This window comes from Mesorhizobium sp. B2-4-7 (assembly GCF_006442685.1).
Lineage (GTDB): Bacteria > Pseudomonadota > Alphaproteobacteria > Rhizobiales > Rhizobiaceae > Mesorhizobium.
The window spans coordinates 582787-598229 of record NZ_VFVH01000002.1 but is presented as its reverse complement, the minus strand read 5'-3'; the positions used below and the strand labels follow the sequence as shown (position 1 = coordinate 598229).

The window sequence follows — 15443 nt, the reverse complement described above, 5'->3', positions numbered from 1 at the left end:
CCTCTTTGAACCATCCCCAAGCGAATTTGCGGAGCCCAAGCATGGTGAAGACGCCGAAGATGCGACATTCGAAAAGCCGCCGCGAGCCGGTGACCATCGAACTTGAGCCCGGCGCCGTTTCCCGCATCGCCGACGAGAATGCCGCCAGGGCCGGGGCGCAAACCGATGAGGCCAAGGCGGAGGAAGCCGCGAACGCCTCGCAGCCGGAGGCGCCCGAAGAGCCTGTGCACGCCGACCAGACCGATCTAGAACCCTGGGAGCACGCCGAGGCGACAGCGCCCCGATCGGAACGATCCGCGGAAAGCGCCGCCAAGGCGGACGAACCGGCGGCAGCCTACCCCGGTTCCCCGGAGGACGCCGCTGGCAAGGCCGGCGCCTTCGACTACAGTTTCGAGGACGCTTCGGCGAAGCGCGCCGAACCTGAACCGGCCGGGCGGGTGACCGGCGCCTCGGCGGGGAACGGGAAAACCGCATCCGCACCGCCACCGCCGAAGCGGGTCAACGGCATCGCGGCCGGCATCATCGGCGGTGTCATCGCACTGGTCGGCGCCGGCGGATTGCAGTTCGCCGGCCTGCTCGGCGCGCCGGGGTCCGCTCCCAGCGTCTCGCTCGAAGGCGTCAACGGCGAAATCGGCGCGCTCAGAACCGAGATCGCGGATCTGAGGCAAGCCGGCGACGGCGGTGCGTCGGCCAAGGTCGACGGGTTGTCCGCGGCGTTGGATCAGGTCAGGACGGATGTCGCAGCGCTCAAATCGGCGGTCGAGCAAGGCGGAGCGGGCGACAATGCCGGGCTGGCCGCGCTTGGCGACAAGGTCAGGCAGATCGAGACGGCGGTTGCGGCGCTAGGCAAGGCCGGCAACCCGGCTCCAGTCGATCTCGGCCCGCTCAATGAAAGGCTGGCTGGCCTCGATGCGCTGGTCAAATCGGCCGGCGAGGCGGCGGCGAAGCAGGACGGCCGGCTCACCGCGCTGGAGCAGTCGGTGGCGCAGCTTTCCGGCAAGGTCGAGGCGCAGGCCGGACAGCCGAAGGTCGCGCTCGCCATCGCCGCTTCGGCACTGAAGGCGGCGCTCGACCGTGGCGCGCCGTTCGGTGCCGAACTCGAGACCTTCGCCGCGATCGCGCCGGACGCGCCGCAGCTTGCGGCTCTGCGCGCCTACGCGCAAAAGGGCGTCCAGACCCGCACCGAGATCGCATCGCAGATGGATGCCGCCGCCAACGCCATGGTCGCGGCGGCCACGCCGGTCGACGAAAATGCCGGGCTGCTGCAGAACCTTCTGTCGAGCGCCGAATCGCTGGTCAAGGTCCGGCCGATCGGCGCTGTCCAGGGCGCTGGCGCGCCGGAAACCATTGCGCGCATGGAGGTGGCGGTCAATCAGGGCGACTATGCCAAGGCGCTCACAGAATATGAGACGCTGCCCGCGCCTGCAAAGGCGGCCGGCGCCGATTTTGCCGGCAAGCTGAAGGCACGCATCGAGGTCGAGACGCTGATCGATGCGCTGATATCAGGCGCGATGAAGGCGTGAGGAACTGGCGATGATCCGAATCCTGCTCTTCCTCGCCGTCGTCTTCGCGCTGGGCCTAGGCTTTGCCTGGCTGGCGGACCGGCCGGGCGACATGGTCATCACCTTCAACGGCTACCAGTATCAGGTCAGCCTGATGGTGGCGGCGGTGGCGGTGGTCGCCGTCGTCGCGGCGGTGATGATCCTGTGGTGGCTGATCAAGTCGGTCTGGAACAGCCCCTACACCATTTCGCGCTATTTCCGGGTGCGGCGCCGCGACCGCGGCTATCAGGCGCTGTCGACCGGCATGATCGCCGCCGGCGCCGGCGACGGCGCGCTGGCCCGCAAGAAGACCAAGGAAGCGGCCAAGCTGATCCGCTCCGACCAGGAGCCATTGATCCATCTGCTCGAGGCCCAGGCTTCGCTGCTCGAAGGCGACCACGAAGGCGCGCGCCAGAAATTCGAGAGCATGCTCGACGATCCCGAAATGCGGCTGCTCGGCCTGCGCGGGCTTTATCTCGAAGCCGAGCGCCTGGGGGACCGCAATGCCGCCAGGCACTATGCCGGGCGCGCCGCCGGCATGGCGCCGCAGCTGGCCTGGGCGGCCGAATCGACGCTTGAAGAGCTGACCGGGCGCGGCGACTGGGACGGCGCGCTGAAGCTGGTCGAGGCGCAGAAGGCGACCCGCCAGATCGAACGTGACGCCGCCAACCGCCGACGCGCCGTGCTGTTGACCGCCAAGGCGCAGTCACTCGCCGACAGCGATCCCGCAGCCGCCCGCACGGCGGCGATAGAGGCCAATCGGCTGCAGCCGGAGTTCGCGCCGGCCGCGGTCGCGGCTGCGACGCTGCTGTTTCGCCAAAACGACGTGCGCAAGGGCTCGAAGATCCTCGAGACGGCCTGGAGGGCCGAACCGCATCCGGAGATAGCGGAGCTCTATACCCATGCAAGGCCGGGTGACGCCGTGCTCGATCGCCTCAACCGGGCGAGGAAATTGCAGGAGATGAGGAAGAACCACGCCGAATCCTCGATGACGGTGGCGCGCGCCGCGCTCGATGCACAGGATTTTGCGACCGCCCGCCGCGAGGCCGAGGCGGCGATCCGGATGGACCGCCGCGAGGGCGCCTATCTGCTTCTGGCCGACATCGAAGAAGCCGAGACCGGCGACCAGGGCAAGGTGCGACAGCTCTTGTCCAAGGCGGTGCGGGCGCCGCGCGACCCGGCCTGGGTCGCCGACGGCGTCGTCTCGGAGCGCTGGGCGCCGGTATCGCCGGTCACCGGCCGGCTTGACGCTTTCGAGTGGCGCGCTCCGATGGAGCGTCTCGGCCAGCTGATCGACAGCCGTGACGATGCGCCGGACGCCCCGGCGGTGGCGATCGAGGCGCCGGGCAGGCCGGCGCAGGAAGAGTCGGTCGAGGTGATCGATCACGCTGGCCCAGGCGGCGAGACGGCGGGCAAGCAGGCCGAGAACGATCAGGACCACGTCAGGGCGGTGACGGCGCAGGCTTTCGCCGCGGTGCCCGCCGATGCCGAGGCCGTCGAACCGGCGCAGGAATTGGCACGCCTGCCGGACGATCCCGGCGTCGACCCGGACGATGCGGCGGAAAACTCGCCGCGCCGGTTCCGGTTGTTTTGAGTTGGCCGGATGGTCCGGCCGTTTGGGAATGGATCGATGTTCGAACGCGTCCTGTCGTTTCTGAGGGATTTGCCGACCGGCGCCGGCGCCCGCGCCAGCGCCGATGACCCGCGCGTGGCGGCGTCGGCGCTGCTCTACCACGTGATGAGCGCCGACGGCGTGCGCCAGGACGTCGAGTGGGAGCGGTTCAAGGCAGTGTTGGCGCAGGCCTATTCGGTCAGCGGCAACGAGCTCGACGCGCTGGCCGCCGCCGGCGAGCGCGCCGACAACGAGGCGATCGACCTCTATGCCTTCACCAGCGTTCTGAAGCGCCACCTCGATGCCGAAGGCCGCAAGGCTTTCATCGGCTTGATGTGGGAGATCGTCTATGCCGATGGCGAGCTGCACGAATTGGAAGACAACACGGTGTGGCGCGTTGCCGAGCTGATCGGCGTCGAACGCCAGGACCGCATCGAGGCGCGCCGCAAGGCGGCGGCCGATGCGCCGGGCGCCCGTGGAACGTCGAGCGACGAATAGGTCCATCCGCCGATGCCGCCGATGCCCCCGCGTTCGAAGCCGAGAATTCTGATCGTGCTGCATCAGGAGAATTCGAGCCCCGGGCGCGTCGGCCACATGCTTCTCGAAGAGGGCTTCGATCTCGACATCCGCCGCCCGCCGCTTGGCGATGCCTTGCCAGAGACGCTCGACGGCCATGCCGGGGCCGTGGTGTTCGGCGGGCCGATGAGCGCCAATGACGAGGACGAGTTCGTCCGCCGCGAGACCGACTGGCTTGAGGTTCCGCTGCGTGAGAACCGACCGCTGCTGGGTATCTGTCTTGGTGCGCAGATGCTGGCCAACCATCTCGGCGGCAAGGTCGAGGGCCATGGCGAAGGTCTGGTCGAGATCGGCTGGTATCCGTTGAAGGCGACCGAAGCCGGCAGAAAGCTGATGCACTGGCCCGAAATGGTCTATCAGTTCCACCGCGAAGGTTTTTCGCTGCCCAGCGACGCGACACTGCTGGCTACGAACGAGACCTATCCCAACCAGGCCTTTCGCTACGGCGAAAATGCCTGGGGCATCCAGTTCCATGGCGAACTGACCCGAGTGATGATGCAGCGCTGGGTGGTGCGAGGCGCGCACCGCTTCGAATTGCCGGGCGCCCAGCCCGGCCGCGACCATCTCGGCGGCAGGCTGATCTGGGACATGCACCTCAAGCGCTGGCTGGACGAGTTCCTGGTGCTGATTTTCGGCGGCCGACGGCGCGGTCGCGGCACAACCATCCCCTGATGGCGGGTTGTTTAACGCCTGCTAGTTCGAAAACGTCACGCTCACGCCGCGCTGACGAAAATAAGCCTGCATCAATTTGCGGCCCGAGCGGTTGTTCTGCGCCAGTTTGGTGGGATCGAACACCGCCTGCTTCATCCCCTCTCGTGCCAGCGCTGCCTTAAGCGTCGCGATATGGGCGTCGAGATCGGCATTGTCGGCCCGCAGCGACACATAGATACTCTCGGTTGCCTCAGCCACGGTCGGTTCGCTCACAGTTATCGTCCTTTGGTTGGTCGGGCGGCGGCTTAGCACGGATTCGCAGCCCGCCGATACCGGTGGACCTGAATTCGATGCCCCGTCAGTTTCGTTCATTGAGGTGCCGCACCCTTCGGAGCGCCGGGAACAGGTAGGCCCACAGGCCGGCAACGGCGATGGCGCCGACGCCGCCGATGACGACGGCCGGCACCGTGCCGATCAGCGCCGCCATGGTGCCGGCGCGGAATTCGCCGAGCTCGTTGGAGGCGCCGACGAAGACCTGATTGACGGCGTTGACGCGGCCGCGGACATGATCGGGGGTCCAGAGCTGGATCAAGGTTTCCCTGATGTAGACGCTGAACATGTCGGTGGCGCCGAGGAAGGCCAATGCCAGGATCGACAGCCAGGCGATGGTCGACAGGCCGAACAGCACCGTAAAGGCGCCGAACGCGGCCACGAAGCCGAGCATGATCAGGCCCGCGTGGTTTCGGATAGGATGACCAGCGAGCCAGATGGCGACACAGATGGCACCCACCCCTGGCGCCGAGCGCAGCAAACCAAGTCCCCAGGGACCGAGTTGCAATATGTCGCGGGCATAGATCGGCAGCAGCGCCGAGGCGCCGGACAGGAGCACGGCGAAGAGATCGAGCGAGATGGCGCCAAGCACGATCTTCTCGCCCCAGATGTAACCGAAGCCGGCGAACAGGGTCTGCATGGTCGGCTTGTCGGTCTCGCTGCGTTGCGCTGGCCTCGGTATGGTGAAGATCAGCAGCCCGGCGACGAGCATCAGCGCCGTGGCCGTGCCATAGGCCACCTCGGCCGATACGCCGTAGAGCAGGCCGCCGGCGACCGGCCCGACGATGGTCGCCGTCTGCCAGGCCGACGAGTTCCAGGCGATGGCGTTGGCGAAATCCCGGGGCGGCACCAGATTGGCGAACAGCGACGACGAGGCCGGTCCGAAGAAGGCGCGGGCAATGCCGAACATGGCGAGCACGATGAAGATTGGCAGCGGGCCGCTGATGCCGCGCAGGGTCAGGATGAGCAGCGCGAGCGCGCAGATCGCCTCGAGCAGCACCGCCAGCGCCATGATCAGCCGGCGGCCGAAACGGTCGGCAACGACCCCCGTGACCAGCACCAGGAGCAGCGCAGGCAGGAACTGGACGATGCCGACAAGCCCGAGATCGAGCGGGTCGCGGGTCAGGTCGTACATCTGCCAGCCGACCGCGACGGACACGATCATGGTGGCGAATGTGGTGAGGAAGCGCGCCGCCCAATAGCTCAGGAAGGAGCGATGGCGGAACGCGGCATAGCGCTGGTCCGGTGATATCTGTTCGGAGGTCATGGAACGAGGCCCCGTTAGAAGGATGGAGGCCGGCGGGGCACTTCCACGAAGGACGCTGGTCCGGCCGGGGAACCCTTTAGCCCAGTTCGACGTATGACGCGCGCAAAAAACAGGTTCTGGATCAAGGATTTTCTGACGTGTTCCATCGAACGCACACGAAACTCACCCGCCAAGGCCCGGCGGGACAGGAAAGCCTATCGGGTGTCTCGAAGACCGCATGTCTCCCCATCGTGCACGCGATAGCCTTGAAAGCCGATCGATGAGCAGCATTCTTTCGGCCTGCCCACTGGCATGGCCGAAACCTACCGATACATTGGGTTTTGGCGATAATGTCGAGCGTAACTTCACCCTTATATATCGTCGTTCCTTGTGAATTGGAACAATAGACCATTCCATGTTGGAATAATGCGAAAAGCGTACGCGTAATCAGCAATCTTTTTGCTGGCGCCTTTCTGTCATTGCATTTAAGTACTTGCTAAATCAAGCAGGGTGCTTACTGGATTATTAAGCATTTTCAAAACAGAACTCAAGATCGGGCAATTTTTCCTTGCTAGCCGGGGACATCGGTTACAACCTATGGATACATCAACCGCGCCGGCGGATCGTTGGCATGCTTGGGCGGATGGGCGCTAGGCATGGAGAGGGAAATGGACATTCGCCAAGGCGGCTCCCGCTGGGAGCGCTCCCCTCGATTTGAGGAATTGCGACGGCCGGCCGCAAAGTCGTCGAATGCATGGGCCACAGCCCGGCAATCCAAGCTTCGATACGCAGGGCAACTATCAGGGGTGCAATGGCATCGGCTGCCAGGTCGATGCGCCTGACGATGACAATTCATCGGGTGACGACGATTCCGACTGACAGCCACACTCCGCAAAGGAAGAGGAAAACCACCTATGTCTGAATTCGGCGACTTGGTTCGACGGCACGCCAAAATCGTCATGATCGGGCTGGCGGGGTTGATACCGACATCTGCTTTCGCGAACGATGCCTGCGACGGCGTCAAGGTCGAAGTGACGAAGGCGCGCAAACAGGAATATGCACCGCTCGTCGCTTCGGCGATGGACAATAAGTTCAAGCCCGCCCGCGCCAAGTTCATCACCATCTTGGAAAGCGGCAACTGGAGCGCCGCTTATGTCTCCACGCCTGTGAGCGATGACGGCGTGATGTTCTTCCAGACCGTCGACGGAAAGAAGCAGTTTCGTGACGTCTGGGGCGGCTATGCCGATCCATCGGAAAAGCCTGGACTGGTATCCTGGGCGAAGAAGCTCGGAGCGCCGGAAAAGCTGGCCAGGTGCTTCGCCGAAACCGTTACGGAATGACGATGCCGCTCACCTGCAAAGAGGACGAGAACCAATGAAAACCGCAATTCTGACCACCGCCGTAGTTCTGGCCATGCCGGCTTTCGCTTTTGCCAAGGACAAGTGCGCCGACGCCAAGGATCAGGCCACCATGAACCAATGCGCCGATGCTTCGTTCAGGAAATCCGACAAGAAGCTCAACGAACTTTACAAGCAGATCGAAACCCGCCTGAAGGACGACGCGGATACCAAGAAGCTTCTTGTCCAAGCGCAGCAGAATTGGATCAAGTTCCGCGACGCCGAGTGCAATTTCCAGATCGCGGGAGCGGCCGGAGGCAGCGTGGTCCCCATGCTCCTCTCGATGTGCATGGATGGCCTGACGCAATCCCGGGTCAAGGATTTCGAGGGTTACCTGAATTGCAAGGAAGGCGATCTGAGCTGTTCCGTTCCGGCAGCGAACTGAGGTTTCCTGCCAGTCTGCAGACGGGGTGGAAAATCATTCCCTCAGCGCGCCGGAGATGGCATCGAGCCCGCCCTGCAATTGCGCGCTCGCCATGGAAGAGCGTAAGATCGGGCAGCCTGCCAAGACGGAACCGCCGGCAGGCCTCAATCAAACCATTGGCTCAGCGCCGGAATGCGCGCTCAGGCCGAGACCTTGGCTTTCCTGCCCCTGGCCGGCGCTTTCGGAGCGACGGCCTTGCGGCCGAGACCGATCGACTTCGCCAGTTCCGAACGCGAGGCCGCGTAATTGGGAGCGACCATCGGATAGTCCGACGGCAAGCCCCATTTGGCGCGGTAGGCGTCCGGCGTCAGGCCGAAATGCACGCCCAGATGACGCTTCAGCGATTTGAACTTCTTGCCGTCCTCCAGGCAGATGATGAAATCCGGCGTCACCGACTTCTTGGGATTGACCGCCGGCACGAGCGGCGCCGCCACGGGTACGGCCGGCTGGCCGAGCCCGCTGATCGAAGCGCTGACGCTGGCGATGAGGTCGGCCAGGCCGGAGGCGGGCAGGCGGTTCTTCTCGACGTAAGCCGACACGATATGGGCGGTCAGCTCGAGAAGGTCGATATCCTTGCGAGCGTCGTTGCTGTCGTCGGTCAATCTATTTTCCTCCGTCTATGGCGTATGGGGCCCGAAATCGGCACAGTTTCGGATGGGATGATGCGCAAAGTTAAAGTGCGGCGGCGTCTTTGCACGTCCCTCGCGGTTCGTCGCGATGTAGTGCGCCGGAATTCCTAGTCGGCAAATCTGCGCAATGCAACGACTTGGCCCCGCGTCACACATTATTTTGAATAACTATACTGAACTGTAATACTATCAGACGATCAGGGCCTTGTCTCGCCACAGACGAAATCCGCCTTCGAAGGCGCGTGTGTTGTCGCCGCGCCTGCTGTCGGCGGGCAAATCGCCGAGCTTGTCGACATTGCCGCCGCCGATGACGACATAATCGGGCTGCATGGCGGCGCGCAGCCGGTCGACGACGTCGAAAACGGATTTTCGCCATTTCTTCTTGCCGCGTTTTATCAGGCCGCGCTCACCGACATAGTCCTCGAAGCTCTTGCCCTTCTTATAGGGAAGATGGGCGAGTTCCATCGGTTGGGCGACGTTGTCGACGATCATCGCCGCACCCAGGCCGGTTCCCAACCCCAGGAACAGCATGCGACCGCCTTCATAGCTGCCGATGGCCTGCATCAGCGCGTCGTTGACCACCTTGACCGGTTTGCCGAACTGCGCGGCGAAGTCGAAGCCGGCCCAGCCCTTGCCGAGATTGGCGGGATCGAACAAGGGCCTGTTGTGATGCACCGGGCCGGGATAGCCCATCGAGATGACGTCGTAGGACAGTCCGTCGGCCAGCGCCTTCACCGCATCGATCATCTGCTGGGGCCTCAGGTCCGGCCCGGAATCGGCGCGGCGCTCAGCACCGCCTGAGCTGGTGAGGATCTTGACGTGCGAGCCGCCTATGTCGATCGACAGCACGATCGGATCGCCGCTCGCCGCTTTCGGCCTTGCCGTCCTGGCCATGCTGCCCTCTCCCAGCCTATTTCGATGGATTGATCCAGCCGTTCGGCGGCCCGAAGCCGTTCATGGCGGCTGCCGGCCCCCAGGTCTTCGGTTCATAAAGATGCGGCGGCGTGGTGTCGCCGAGGACCGGCCCGACGATGCGCCAGGCAAGTTCGCTGGCGTCCTGGCGGGTAAAAAGCTGGCCATTGCCGTTCATGGCATCGCCGATCAGCCGTTCATAGGGCGGCATATCGCCCTTGCTGTCGTCGAGCGCCGTCAGTTCGACCTGTTCGCCGACCATGTCGTCGCCCGCTGCCTTGCGCTGGGCGCCGATCGAGATCGCCACCTGCGGGTCGATGCGGAAGCGCACATAGTTGGCGTCGTTCGGCTTGATCGGGTCGAAGACATCGAGCGGCGGCCGCTTCAGCCGCACGATCACCTCCGTGGCATGCACCGGCATGTTCTTGCCGGCGCGGATGAAGAACGGCACGTCCCGCCAGCGCCAGGTGTCGACGAGGAAGCGCACCGCCGCGAAGGTTTCGACCGGCGAGTTGGGCGCCACGCCGGGCTCGGCGAGATAGCCGTCGAATTGGCCACGCACGATATCGTCCTTGGTCAGGGTGCGGATCGCGCGCAGCACCTGCACCTTCTCGTCGATCAGGTCGTCGGCGGAACGGCCGACCGGCGGTTCCATCGCCAGCAGCAGGAGGATGTTGAGCAGATGGTTCTCGATGACGTCCCTGACGCAGCCGACCTCGTCATAGAAGCGGCCGCGCCCATCGATGCCGAAATCCTCGGCCATGGTGATCTGCACGCTCTCGACGAAATTGCGGTTCCAGATCGGTTCCAGGAAGGAATTGGCGAAGCGGAAATAGAGCAGGTTCTGGATCGCCTCCTTGCCGAGATAGTGATCGATGCGGAAGATCGACTGTTCGTCGAACACCAGATGCAGCACTCGGTTCAGCCAGCGCGCCGATTGCAGGTCATGGCCGAAGGGCTTTTCCACCATCAGCCGCGCGCCGCGCGCCGTGCCCGATTGCTCCAGGCCCTGGACCACCGTCTCGAACATGGTCGGCGGCACCGCCATGTAGTGCAGCGGCCGCTGGGCGGTGCCCAGCGCGCTCTTCAGTTTCTCGAACGTGGCCGGGTCGCGATAGTCGCCGCTGACATAGCGCAGCAGCGAAGCGAGCTTGGCGAACACCTTCTCGTCGATCTTGCCGAGCGTATTGACGATGCCGTCGCGCGCGCGGTCCTGCAATTTCCTCAAATCCCAGGCGTCGAAGGCGACGCCGATCACCGGTTCGGTAAGCGTTCCCTTGGCGACCATGGCATAGAGGGAAGGAAATATCTTCTTGTGGGCGAGGTCGCCGGTCGCCCCGAAGAGCACCAGCGTATCGGACCGTTCCGGGCTCATGAGTGCGTCTCCCCTGCCGCCGTCACTTGCCGGCCTTCGGTTTTTCGACATGGCCGCCGAATGCATAGCGCATGGCCGACAAGAGCTTGTCGGCGAATTCGGATTCGCCTTGCGAGGAGAAGCGGTCGAACAGGGCCGAGGACAGCACCGGCGCCGGCACGCCGGTGTCGATGGCCGCTTTCAGGGTCCAGCGGCCTTCGCCGGAATCGGACACCCGTCCGCCAAACTGGGTCAGGCCGGGATCGCTCTTCAACGCGCCGGCGGTGAGATCAAGCAGCCACGAGCCGATGACGCTGCCATGCCGCCAGACCTCGGCCACCTCGGCAAGGTCGATGTCGAACTGGTAGTATTCAGGGTTCTGCAACGGGCTGGTCTCGGCATCGGCATCGCGCTTGACCTTACCGGCATTGCCGGCCTTGAGAATATTCATGCCTTCGGCATAGGCGGCCATGACGCCGTACTCGATGCCGTTATGGACCATCTTGACGAAGTGGCCGGCGCCGCTCGGGCCACAATGCAGATAGCCGAAGGGCGCCGTGCCGGCCGTCTTGTCGGGAGCGGGCGCACCGGCATCCGCGCCGGGCGCCAGCGTGGCGAAGACCGAATCGAGATGCCGGACCGCGTCATCGGGCCCGCCGATCATCAGGCAGTAGCCGCGATCCAGGCCCCAGACGCCGCCGCTGGTGCCGACATCGACATAGTTGAGGCCCTTGGCGGCGAGCTTGGCGGCCCGGTCGACGTCGTCGTGATAGTAGGAATTGCCGCCGTCGATGATGATGTCGCCGGGTTCCATCAGCGCCGCCACCTGATCGACGATCTTGCCGGTGATGGCCGCAGGCAGCATCAGCCACACGCAGCGCGGCTTGGCGAGCTTGCCGACGAATTCCGCCATCGATGCAGCCCCCGAGGCGCCGTCGCCGACCAGGGCCGCGACGCTTGCCGGGTTGATGTCGTAGACGACGCATTCGTGGCCGTCACGCATCAGGCGCCGGACCATGTTGGCGCCCATTCGGCCCAGTCCCATCATTCCGATCTGCATGGTCTCATCCTTGTGTCTTGAAGAGGATCTGCCGGGAAGGATCTACAGTCTGTCCTGTTCACCAATGATGACGGAGAAGTCGACATTCTCCCAATCGCCGCTGCCGGGCCAGAAAAAAGTGAAGATCAGCGTGCTCCCCTCGGGCAGGCCGGCGACCGGCAGATCAGCAACATGGACGCCGAAGGCATTCTCGCTGGTCGCGCTGTCATGCACGGTCGCCCAATTGTCGACGCTCCAATGAACGGTTGCCTTCGCCAAAAGCTCGACGCGCATTGTCTTGCCGGCCGGCATGGAACGGATCTTGTTGTTGAAGCGCCATGTCCGGAACGGCGAGACGGTCCTATTGTCGATATAGCGTTCGACGCCTTGCGGCGGCATGTCGAACACCGCGCCGTCGCGCAGCGAGCGCAGCAGCTTGATATGTTCGGAATGCGCCCAGACCAGCGGCATGGCGCTGCCCGAGGGCTTGCCATGCAGCAGTTCGCGCTCGGGGAGGTCGGCGCCGTCCCAGATCTGCTCCGGCAACAGGCCGCCCGGTCCGGACGAGCCCTCCATTGCCGCCAGCAGCGAGGTCGCCTTGTCCTTGCGTCCGGCCGCCAGCTCGTAATGGGCCCGTTCGCCGGCGAGCAACGGCCAGGGGCGGCCCTGGCCGGTGCCGTCGAATGGCGCGCCGTCCTCGTGCTCGCCATAGCCGTCGCCGGTGTAGCGATACCAGAGCGGCCCCTGCGGCAGTTGCCGGCGCAGCTGCGCGTCGATGACCTTGACCGTGTCGACGATGCGCGGATCGTCGGCTGCCCTGAGGCCAAAGCGCACCAGGGCCAATGCGTCCGGGCTGACGATTTCCTGCGCCGGCCGGTCGGCATCGCCAGGCGGGCGGTTTTTGATCGGCACATAGCCGTCCTTCGGCGAACCGGCCTCGGCGCTGTCGGGCGGTGCGATGCGGACATAGTAACCCGCGACGCCGGTCGCCTCGCAGCTTGCCGTGCCGGTGACATAGGTCCAGCGCTCGACCTGGTCGTTCCAGCCGTCGGCGGTCTCGCGCAGATAGCTTGCTGCGTCCTGCTTGCCGCAGGCCTCCAGCATATCCGCGGCGGCAAGCAGCGCCGCGATCTCAACGGCGAGCGTGAACGGGCTGTAACCGGAATCCTCCTCCCAACGGTCCTCGCCGGTGACGGGTCCATTGCGCACGACATAGGCTGCGGCGCGCTCGATCATTGGCAGGAAGGCCAAAAGCCTGGCGCGCGGCAAATGGCCCTGGCGCCGCAGCGCATTCGCCAGCAGCAGCGGAAAGGCGCATTCGTCCATCTGGATGCCCGGCCAATAAGCTGTCCCATCGAGCCAGGCGTTCTGCGGCCAGTGGCCATCCGGCTGCTGGATGGAGCAGAGATAGTCGAGGGTTTGCAGAGCCGAAGCGGCATCGCCGGCGGCGAGAAAGCCGCCCGCCGTCTCGACCAGATCGCGCGGCCAGACCAGATGGTAGCCGCCGAGATCGTCGTCGCCCTTGTCGAAGCCCCATGGGATAGACAGGCTGGCGACCGCCGCGCCCGGCATGAGCGATGACCGGTGCGTCGCCAGGACGGCGGTGGAGATCCTGTAGCTGTTCACTCCGGACGCGCCACGGCGGTCCAGCCGCAGCAGGCCAGCCTGCCATTCGCGCCATTGTTCGGCGTAGGACGTCGCCGCCGCCGCGAACCCCTGCCTGAGGCTGGCGAAGGCATTTCGAGCGGCCTCTTCGGACGTCGCCCCGAAGCCCAGCGCCAGTACCGTTTTGGTGCTGTTGGCGGAAAACCCGATTTCGCCGGTCAGCGCGACATTGCCGTCCTCGGCTCGCTGAAAGGCTGGATCGAGCCGACCGGTGTTGCGCAGTTGCTGCCAGCCGTCGGAGACGCCGACATAGCCGGCCGAGCAGTTCCGCCAAGACAGCGATGAGGCCAACGCCAAGCAGGTGCCGCGACCCGAGGCGAACAGCACAGGCTCTCCCTCGTGGTCGCCGATCCAGGCGGTGTTGCCCATCCCGGCATTGACCAGATGCGGCGCCAGCAAGGCGTGGACGCGGAAGTCGTCGCCCGGCGCGCCCTTGAGCGGCGTGAAGGTGATCTCCTGCAGCAAGGTTGGTCGCGCCGGGTCGGCCAGGATGCGCTTCTCGATCCGGTAGGCACCGTCATCAGCGGTGTTGACCAGCCTGTAGCCTGGCACGCCTTCTTCGAACAGTTCGATGCCATGCGAGGCATCACGTTTTTCTTCCGAGAAATATCCGTTCGGGCCGGTGACAATCAGGCCGAGGTCGCGGGTGCAGGCACTGTCGACACCGGGATAGTAGATCTCGTTCAGGATGCCATGGCTGAGCGTGAACCAGACGCGGCTCGACGGCGAAAGCGCCGCGCCGACGCCGCTTTTGGCGCTTGACGTCCAGCGCGCCGGAATTCCCGGAGCCCCCGGGGGAACGATCGGCGTCACTGCCATGCGTCTGCGGCCTCCTGCCCGCATGCCTAGTCCATCCACCGAAGCCTTTTCAATCGTCGCACCGCAATGTGATCAGCGGCATCTTATGGATTGCAGTTGACAGCTCGCCGGCCTTCTGCACTTTTGTCTGACAATAGATAAAAAACAGGTACGCAAGCGCGATAGTCACCAGCAGCCATCAAGACCAGCAACTCGGGAGGAGTATGACATGAAGAAACTGTTCGTCCTGGGCACCCTTGCAGCGGTGCTCGCAGCCGGTACGGCGTTTGCCGACACCAGCGGCAAGAAGATCGCTTTCTCCAATAATTACGCCGGCAATTCGTGGCGGCAGGCGATGCTCGACAGCTACAACGCCGTCACCAAGAAGGCGGTGGCCGACAAGGTGGTCGGGGCCGCCGATGTCTTCACGACGGCCGACAAGGAAGTGCCGACCCAGGCAGCCCAGGTGCAAAACCTGATTCTACAGGGCTATGACGCCATCGTCATCAACGCCGCCTCGCCCGACGCGCTGAACGGTGCCATCAAGCAGGCCTGCGACGCCGGCATCGTGGTCGTTTCCTTCGACGGCATCGTCACCGAACCCTGCGCCTACCGCGTCGTCGTCGACTATAAGGACATGGGCAAGCAGGAAGTCGAGCATATGGCCAAGTTCCAGCCCAAGGGCGGCAACCTGCTCGAGATCCGTGGCCTCGCCGGCACCTCGATCGACGACGCCATCCATGCCGGCATCCTCGAAGGCGTGGCCGCCCATCCCGAGTTCAAGATCGTCGGCTCGGTGACCGGCGACTGGGACCAGACGACGGCGCAGAAGGCCGTGGCGACCATCCTGCCCTCGCTGCCCGAAATCGTCGGCATCGTCGACCAGGGCGGTGACGGCTATGGCGCCGCGCAAGCCTTCGCCGCCGCCGGCAAGCCGCGCCCGACCATCATCATGGGCAACCGCCAGGACGAGCTGAAATGGTGGAAGGAACAGAAGGAAAAGGACGGCTACCAGACCTGGTCGGCCTCGATCGCGCCCGGTGTCTCGACGCTCGCCTTCTGGGTGGCGCAGCAAGTGCTCGATGGCCGCAAGGACATTCCGCACGACCTGCTGGTGCCGTATCTCGCCTTCACTCAGGACGATTTCGAGGCCGCTCTGCCGAAGATCAAGGAGGGCGGTGTCGCCACGCACGAATACACACAGGAAGATGCCATCGCGGCCATCAAAGCCAATATCAAGTGAATGTCGCACACGCGTTGCCGTGCACA

Annotated in this window: 14 protein-coding genes; 7 read left to right on the top strand and 7 right to left on the bottom strand. The window is 64.6% G+C overall.

Annotation, left to right across the window (positions count from 1 at the left end; genetic code table 11):
* Positions 1–41: 41 nt before the first annotated feature.
* The 4 genes from FJ946_RS09675 to FJ946_RS09660 are packed head-to-tail and all read left to right on the top strand — an operon-like array spanning position 42 to position 4401.
* Complete coding sequence (locus tag FJ946_RS09675) at positions 42–1523, top strand: mitofilin family membrane protein (protein WP_140563942.1); 1482 nt, start codon at positions 42–44, stop codon at positions 1521–1523.
* A 10-nt stretch (positions 1524–1533) separates the two neighbouring features.
* The gene (locus FJ946_RS09670; protein WP_140563941.1) at positions 1534–3135 is read left to right on the top strand and encodes a heme biosynthesis protein HemY; all 1602 of its coding nucleotides are present in this window, start codon (positions 1534–1536) and stop codon (positions 3133–3135) included.
* A 36-nt stretch (positions 3136–3171) separates the two neighbouring features.
* Positions 3172–3651, top strand: a complete 480-nt coding sequence (locus tag FJ946_RS09665; protein ID WP_140563940.1) for a TerB family tellurite resistance protein — start codon at positions 3172–3174, stop codon at positions 3649–3651.
* Positions 3652–3672: 21 nt separating this feature from the next.
* Positions 3673–4401, top strand: coding sequence for a glutamine amidotransferase (locus tag FJ946_RS09660; protein WP_140563939.1), 729 nt, complete (start codon positions 3673–3675; stop codon positions 4399–4401).
* Between the two features lie 21 nt (positions 4402–4422).
* On the opposite strand, the gene FJ946_RS09655 is transcribed toward FJ946_RS09660, so the two are convergent.
* Positions 4423–4653: a hypothetical protein gene (locus FJ946_RS09655; RefSeq protein WP_140492627.1), complete on the bottom strand. Its 231-nt coding sequence runs from the start codon at positions 4651–4653 to the stop codon at positions 4423–4425.
* Between the two features lie 85 nt (positions 4654–4738).
* Entirely contained in the window at positions 4739–5977 is a 1239-nt protein-coding gene (locus FJ946_RS09650) for an MFS transporter (protein ID WP_140563938.1), read from the bottom strand.
* Between the two features lie 893 nt (positions 5978–6870).
* On the opposite strand from FJ946_RS09650, the gene FJ946_RS09645 reads away from it, so the two are divergent.
* Together FJ946_RS09645 and FJ946_RS09640 are read left to right on the top strand one after the other, a co-directional pair.
* The gene (locus tag FJ946_RS09645) at positions 6871–7296 is read left to right on the top strand and encodes a hypothetical protein (protein WP_140554826.1); all 426 of its coding nucleotides are present in this window, start codon (positions 6871–6873) and stop codon (positions 7294–7296) included.
* A 34-nt stretch (positions 7297–7330) separates the two neighbouring features.
* Positions 7331–7738, top strand: a complete 408-nt coding sequence (locus FJ946_RS09640) for a lysozyme inhibitor LprI family protein (RefSeq protein ID WP_140492618.1) — start codon at positions 7331–7333, stop codon at positions 7736–7738.
* A gap of 179 nt (positions 7739–7917) precedes the next feature.
* On the opposite strand, the gene FJ946_RS09635 is transcribed toward FJ946_RS09640, so the two are convergent.
* The 5 genes from FJ946_RS09635 to FJ946_RS09615 all read right to left on the bottom strand — a co-directional run bounded on the left by FJ946_RS09635 (position 7918) and on the right by FJ946_RS09615 (position 14195).
* Complete coding sequence (locus FJ946_RS09635; protein ID WP_140492615.1) at positions 7918–8379, bottom strand: MucR family transcriptional regulator; 462 nt, start codon at positions 8377–8379, stop codon at positions 7918–7920.
* A gap of 216 nt (positions 8380–8595) precedes the next feature.
* Positions 8596–9300 (bottom strand): ROK family protein, encoded by a 705-nt coding sequence (locus tag FJ946_RS09630; protein WP_140492612.1) that lies wholly within the window; start codon positions 9298–9300, stop codon positions 8596–8598.
* 16 nt (positions 9301–9316) lie between these two features.
* Complete coding sequence (zwf, locus tag FJ946_RS09625; protein ID WP_140492609.1) at positions 9317–10693, bottom strand: glucose-6-phosphate dehydrogenase; 1377 nt, start codon at positions 10691–10693, stop codon at positions 9317–9319.
* A gap of 22 nt (positions 10694–10715) precedes the next feature.
* Entirely contained in the window at positions 10716–11732 is a 1017-nt protein-coding gene (gnd, locus tag FJ946_RS09620; protein ID WP_140563937.1) for a phosphogluconate dehydrogenase (NAD(+)-dependent, decarboxylating), read from the bottom strand.
* 42 nt (positions 11733–11774) lie between these two features.
* Positions 11775–14195, bottom strand: coding sequence for a glucan 1,4-alpha-glucosidase (locus tag FJ946_RS09615; RefSeq protein ID WP_140563936.1), 2421 nt, complete (start codon positions 14193–14195; stop codon positions 11775–11777).
* A 208-nt stretch (positions 14196–14403) separates the two neighbouring features.
* On the opposite strand from FJ946_RS09615, the gene FJ946_RS09610 reads away from it, so the two are divergent.
* The gene (locus FJ946_RS09610; RefSeq protein WP_140492600.1) at positions 14404–15417 is read left to right on the top strand and encodes an ABC transporter substrate-binding protein; all 1014 of its coding nucleotides are present in this window, start codon (positions 14404–14406) and stop codon (positions 15415–15417) included.
* The last annotated feature ends 26 nt before the right edge of the window (positions 15418–15443 follow it).

What these genes read in the sequence shown, in the direction of transcription:
- FJ946_RS09665 (WP_140563940.1), top strand. Translation starts at nt 3,172, where the DNA reads ATGTTCGAACGCGTCCTGTCGTTTCTGAGGGATTTGCCGACCGGCGCC.
- FJ946_RS09640 (WP_140492618.1), top strand. Translation starts at nt 7,331, where the DNA reads ATGAAAACCGCAATTCTGACCACCGCCGTAGTTCTGGCCATGCCGGCT.
- FJ946_RS09645 (WP_140554826.1), top strand. Translation starts at nt 6,871, where the DNA reads ATGTCTGAATTCGGCGACTTGGTTCGACGGCACGCCAAAATCGTCATG.
- FJ946_RS09650 (WP_140563938.1), bottom strand. Translation starts at nt 5,977, where the DNA reads ATGACCTCCGAACAGATATCACCGGACCAGCGCTATGCCGCGTTCCGC.
- zwf (WP_140492609.1), bottom strand. Translation starts at nt 10,693, where the DNA reads ATGAGCCCGGAACGGTCCGATACGCTGGTGCTCTTCGGGGCGACCGGC.
- gnd (WP_140563937.1), bottom strand. Translation starts at nt 11,732, where the DNA reads ATGCAGATCGGAATGATGGGACTGGGCCGAATGGGCGCCAACATGGTC.
- FJ946_RS09630 (WP_140492612.1), bottom strand. Translation starts at nt 9,300, where the DNA reads ATGGCCAGGACGGCAAGGCCGAAAGCGGCGAGCGGCGATCCGATCGTG.
- FJ946_RS09675 (WP_140563942.1), top strand. Translation starts at nt 42, where the DNA reads ATGGTGAAGACGCCGAAGATGCGACATTCGAAAAGCCGCCGCGAGCCG.
- FJ946_RS09670 (WP_140563941.1), top strand. Translation starts at nt 1,534, where the DNA reads ATGATCCGAATCCTGCTCTTCCTCGCCGTCGTCTTCGCGCTGGGCCTA.
- FJ946_RS09610 (WP_140492600.1), top strand. Translation starts at nt 14,404, where the DNA reads ATGAAGAAACTGTTCGTCCTGGGCACCCTTGCAGCGGTGCTCGCAGCC.
- FJ946_RS09660 (WP_140563939.1), top strand. Translation starts at nt 3,673, where the DNA reads ATGCCCCCGCGTTCGAAGCCGAGAATTCTGATCGTGCTGCATCAGGAG.
- FJ946_RS09615 (WP_140563936.1), bottom strand. Translation starts at nt 14,195, where the DNA reads ATGGCAGTGACGCCGATCGTTCCCCCGGGGGCTCCGGGAATTCCGGCG.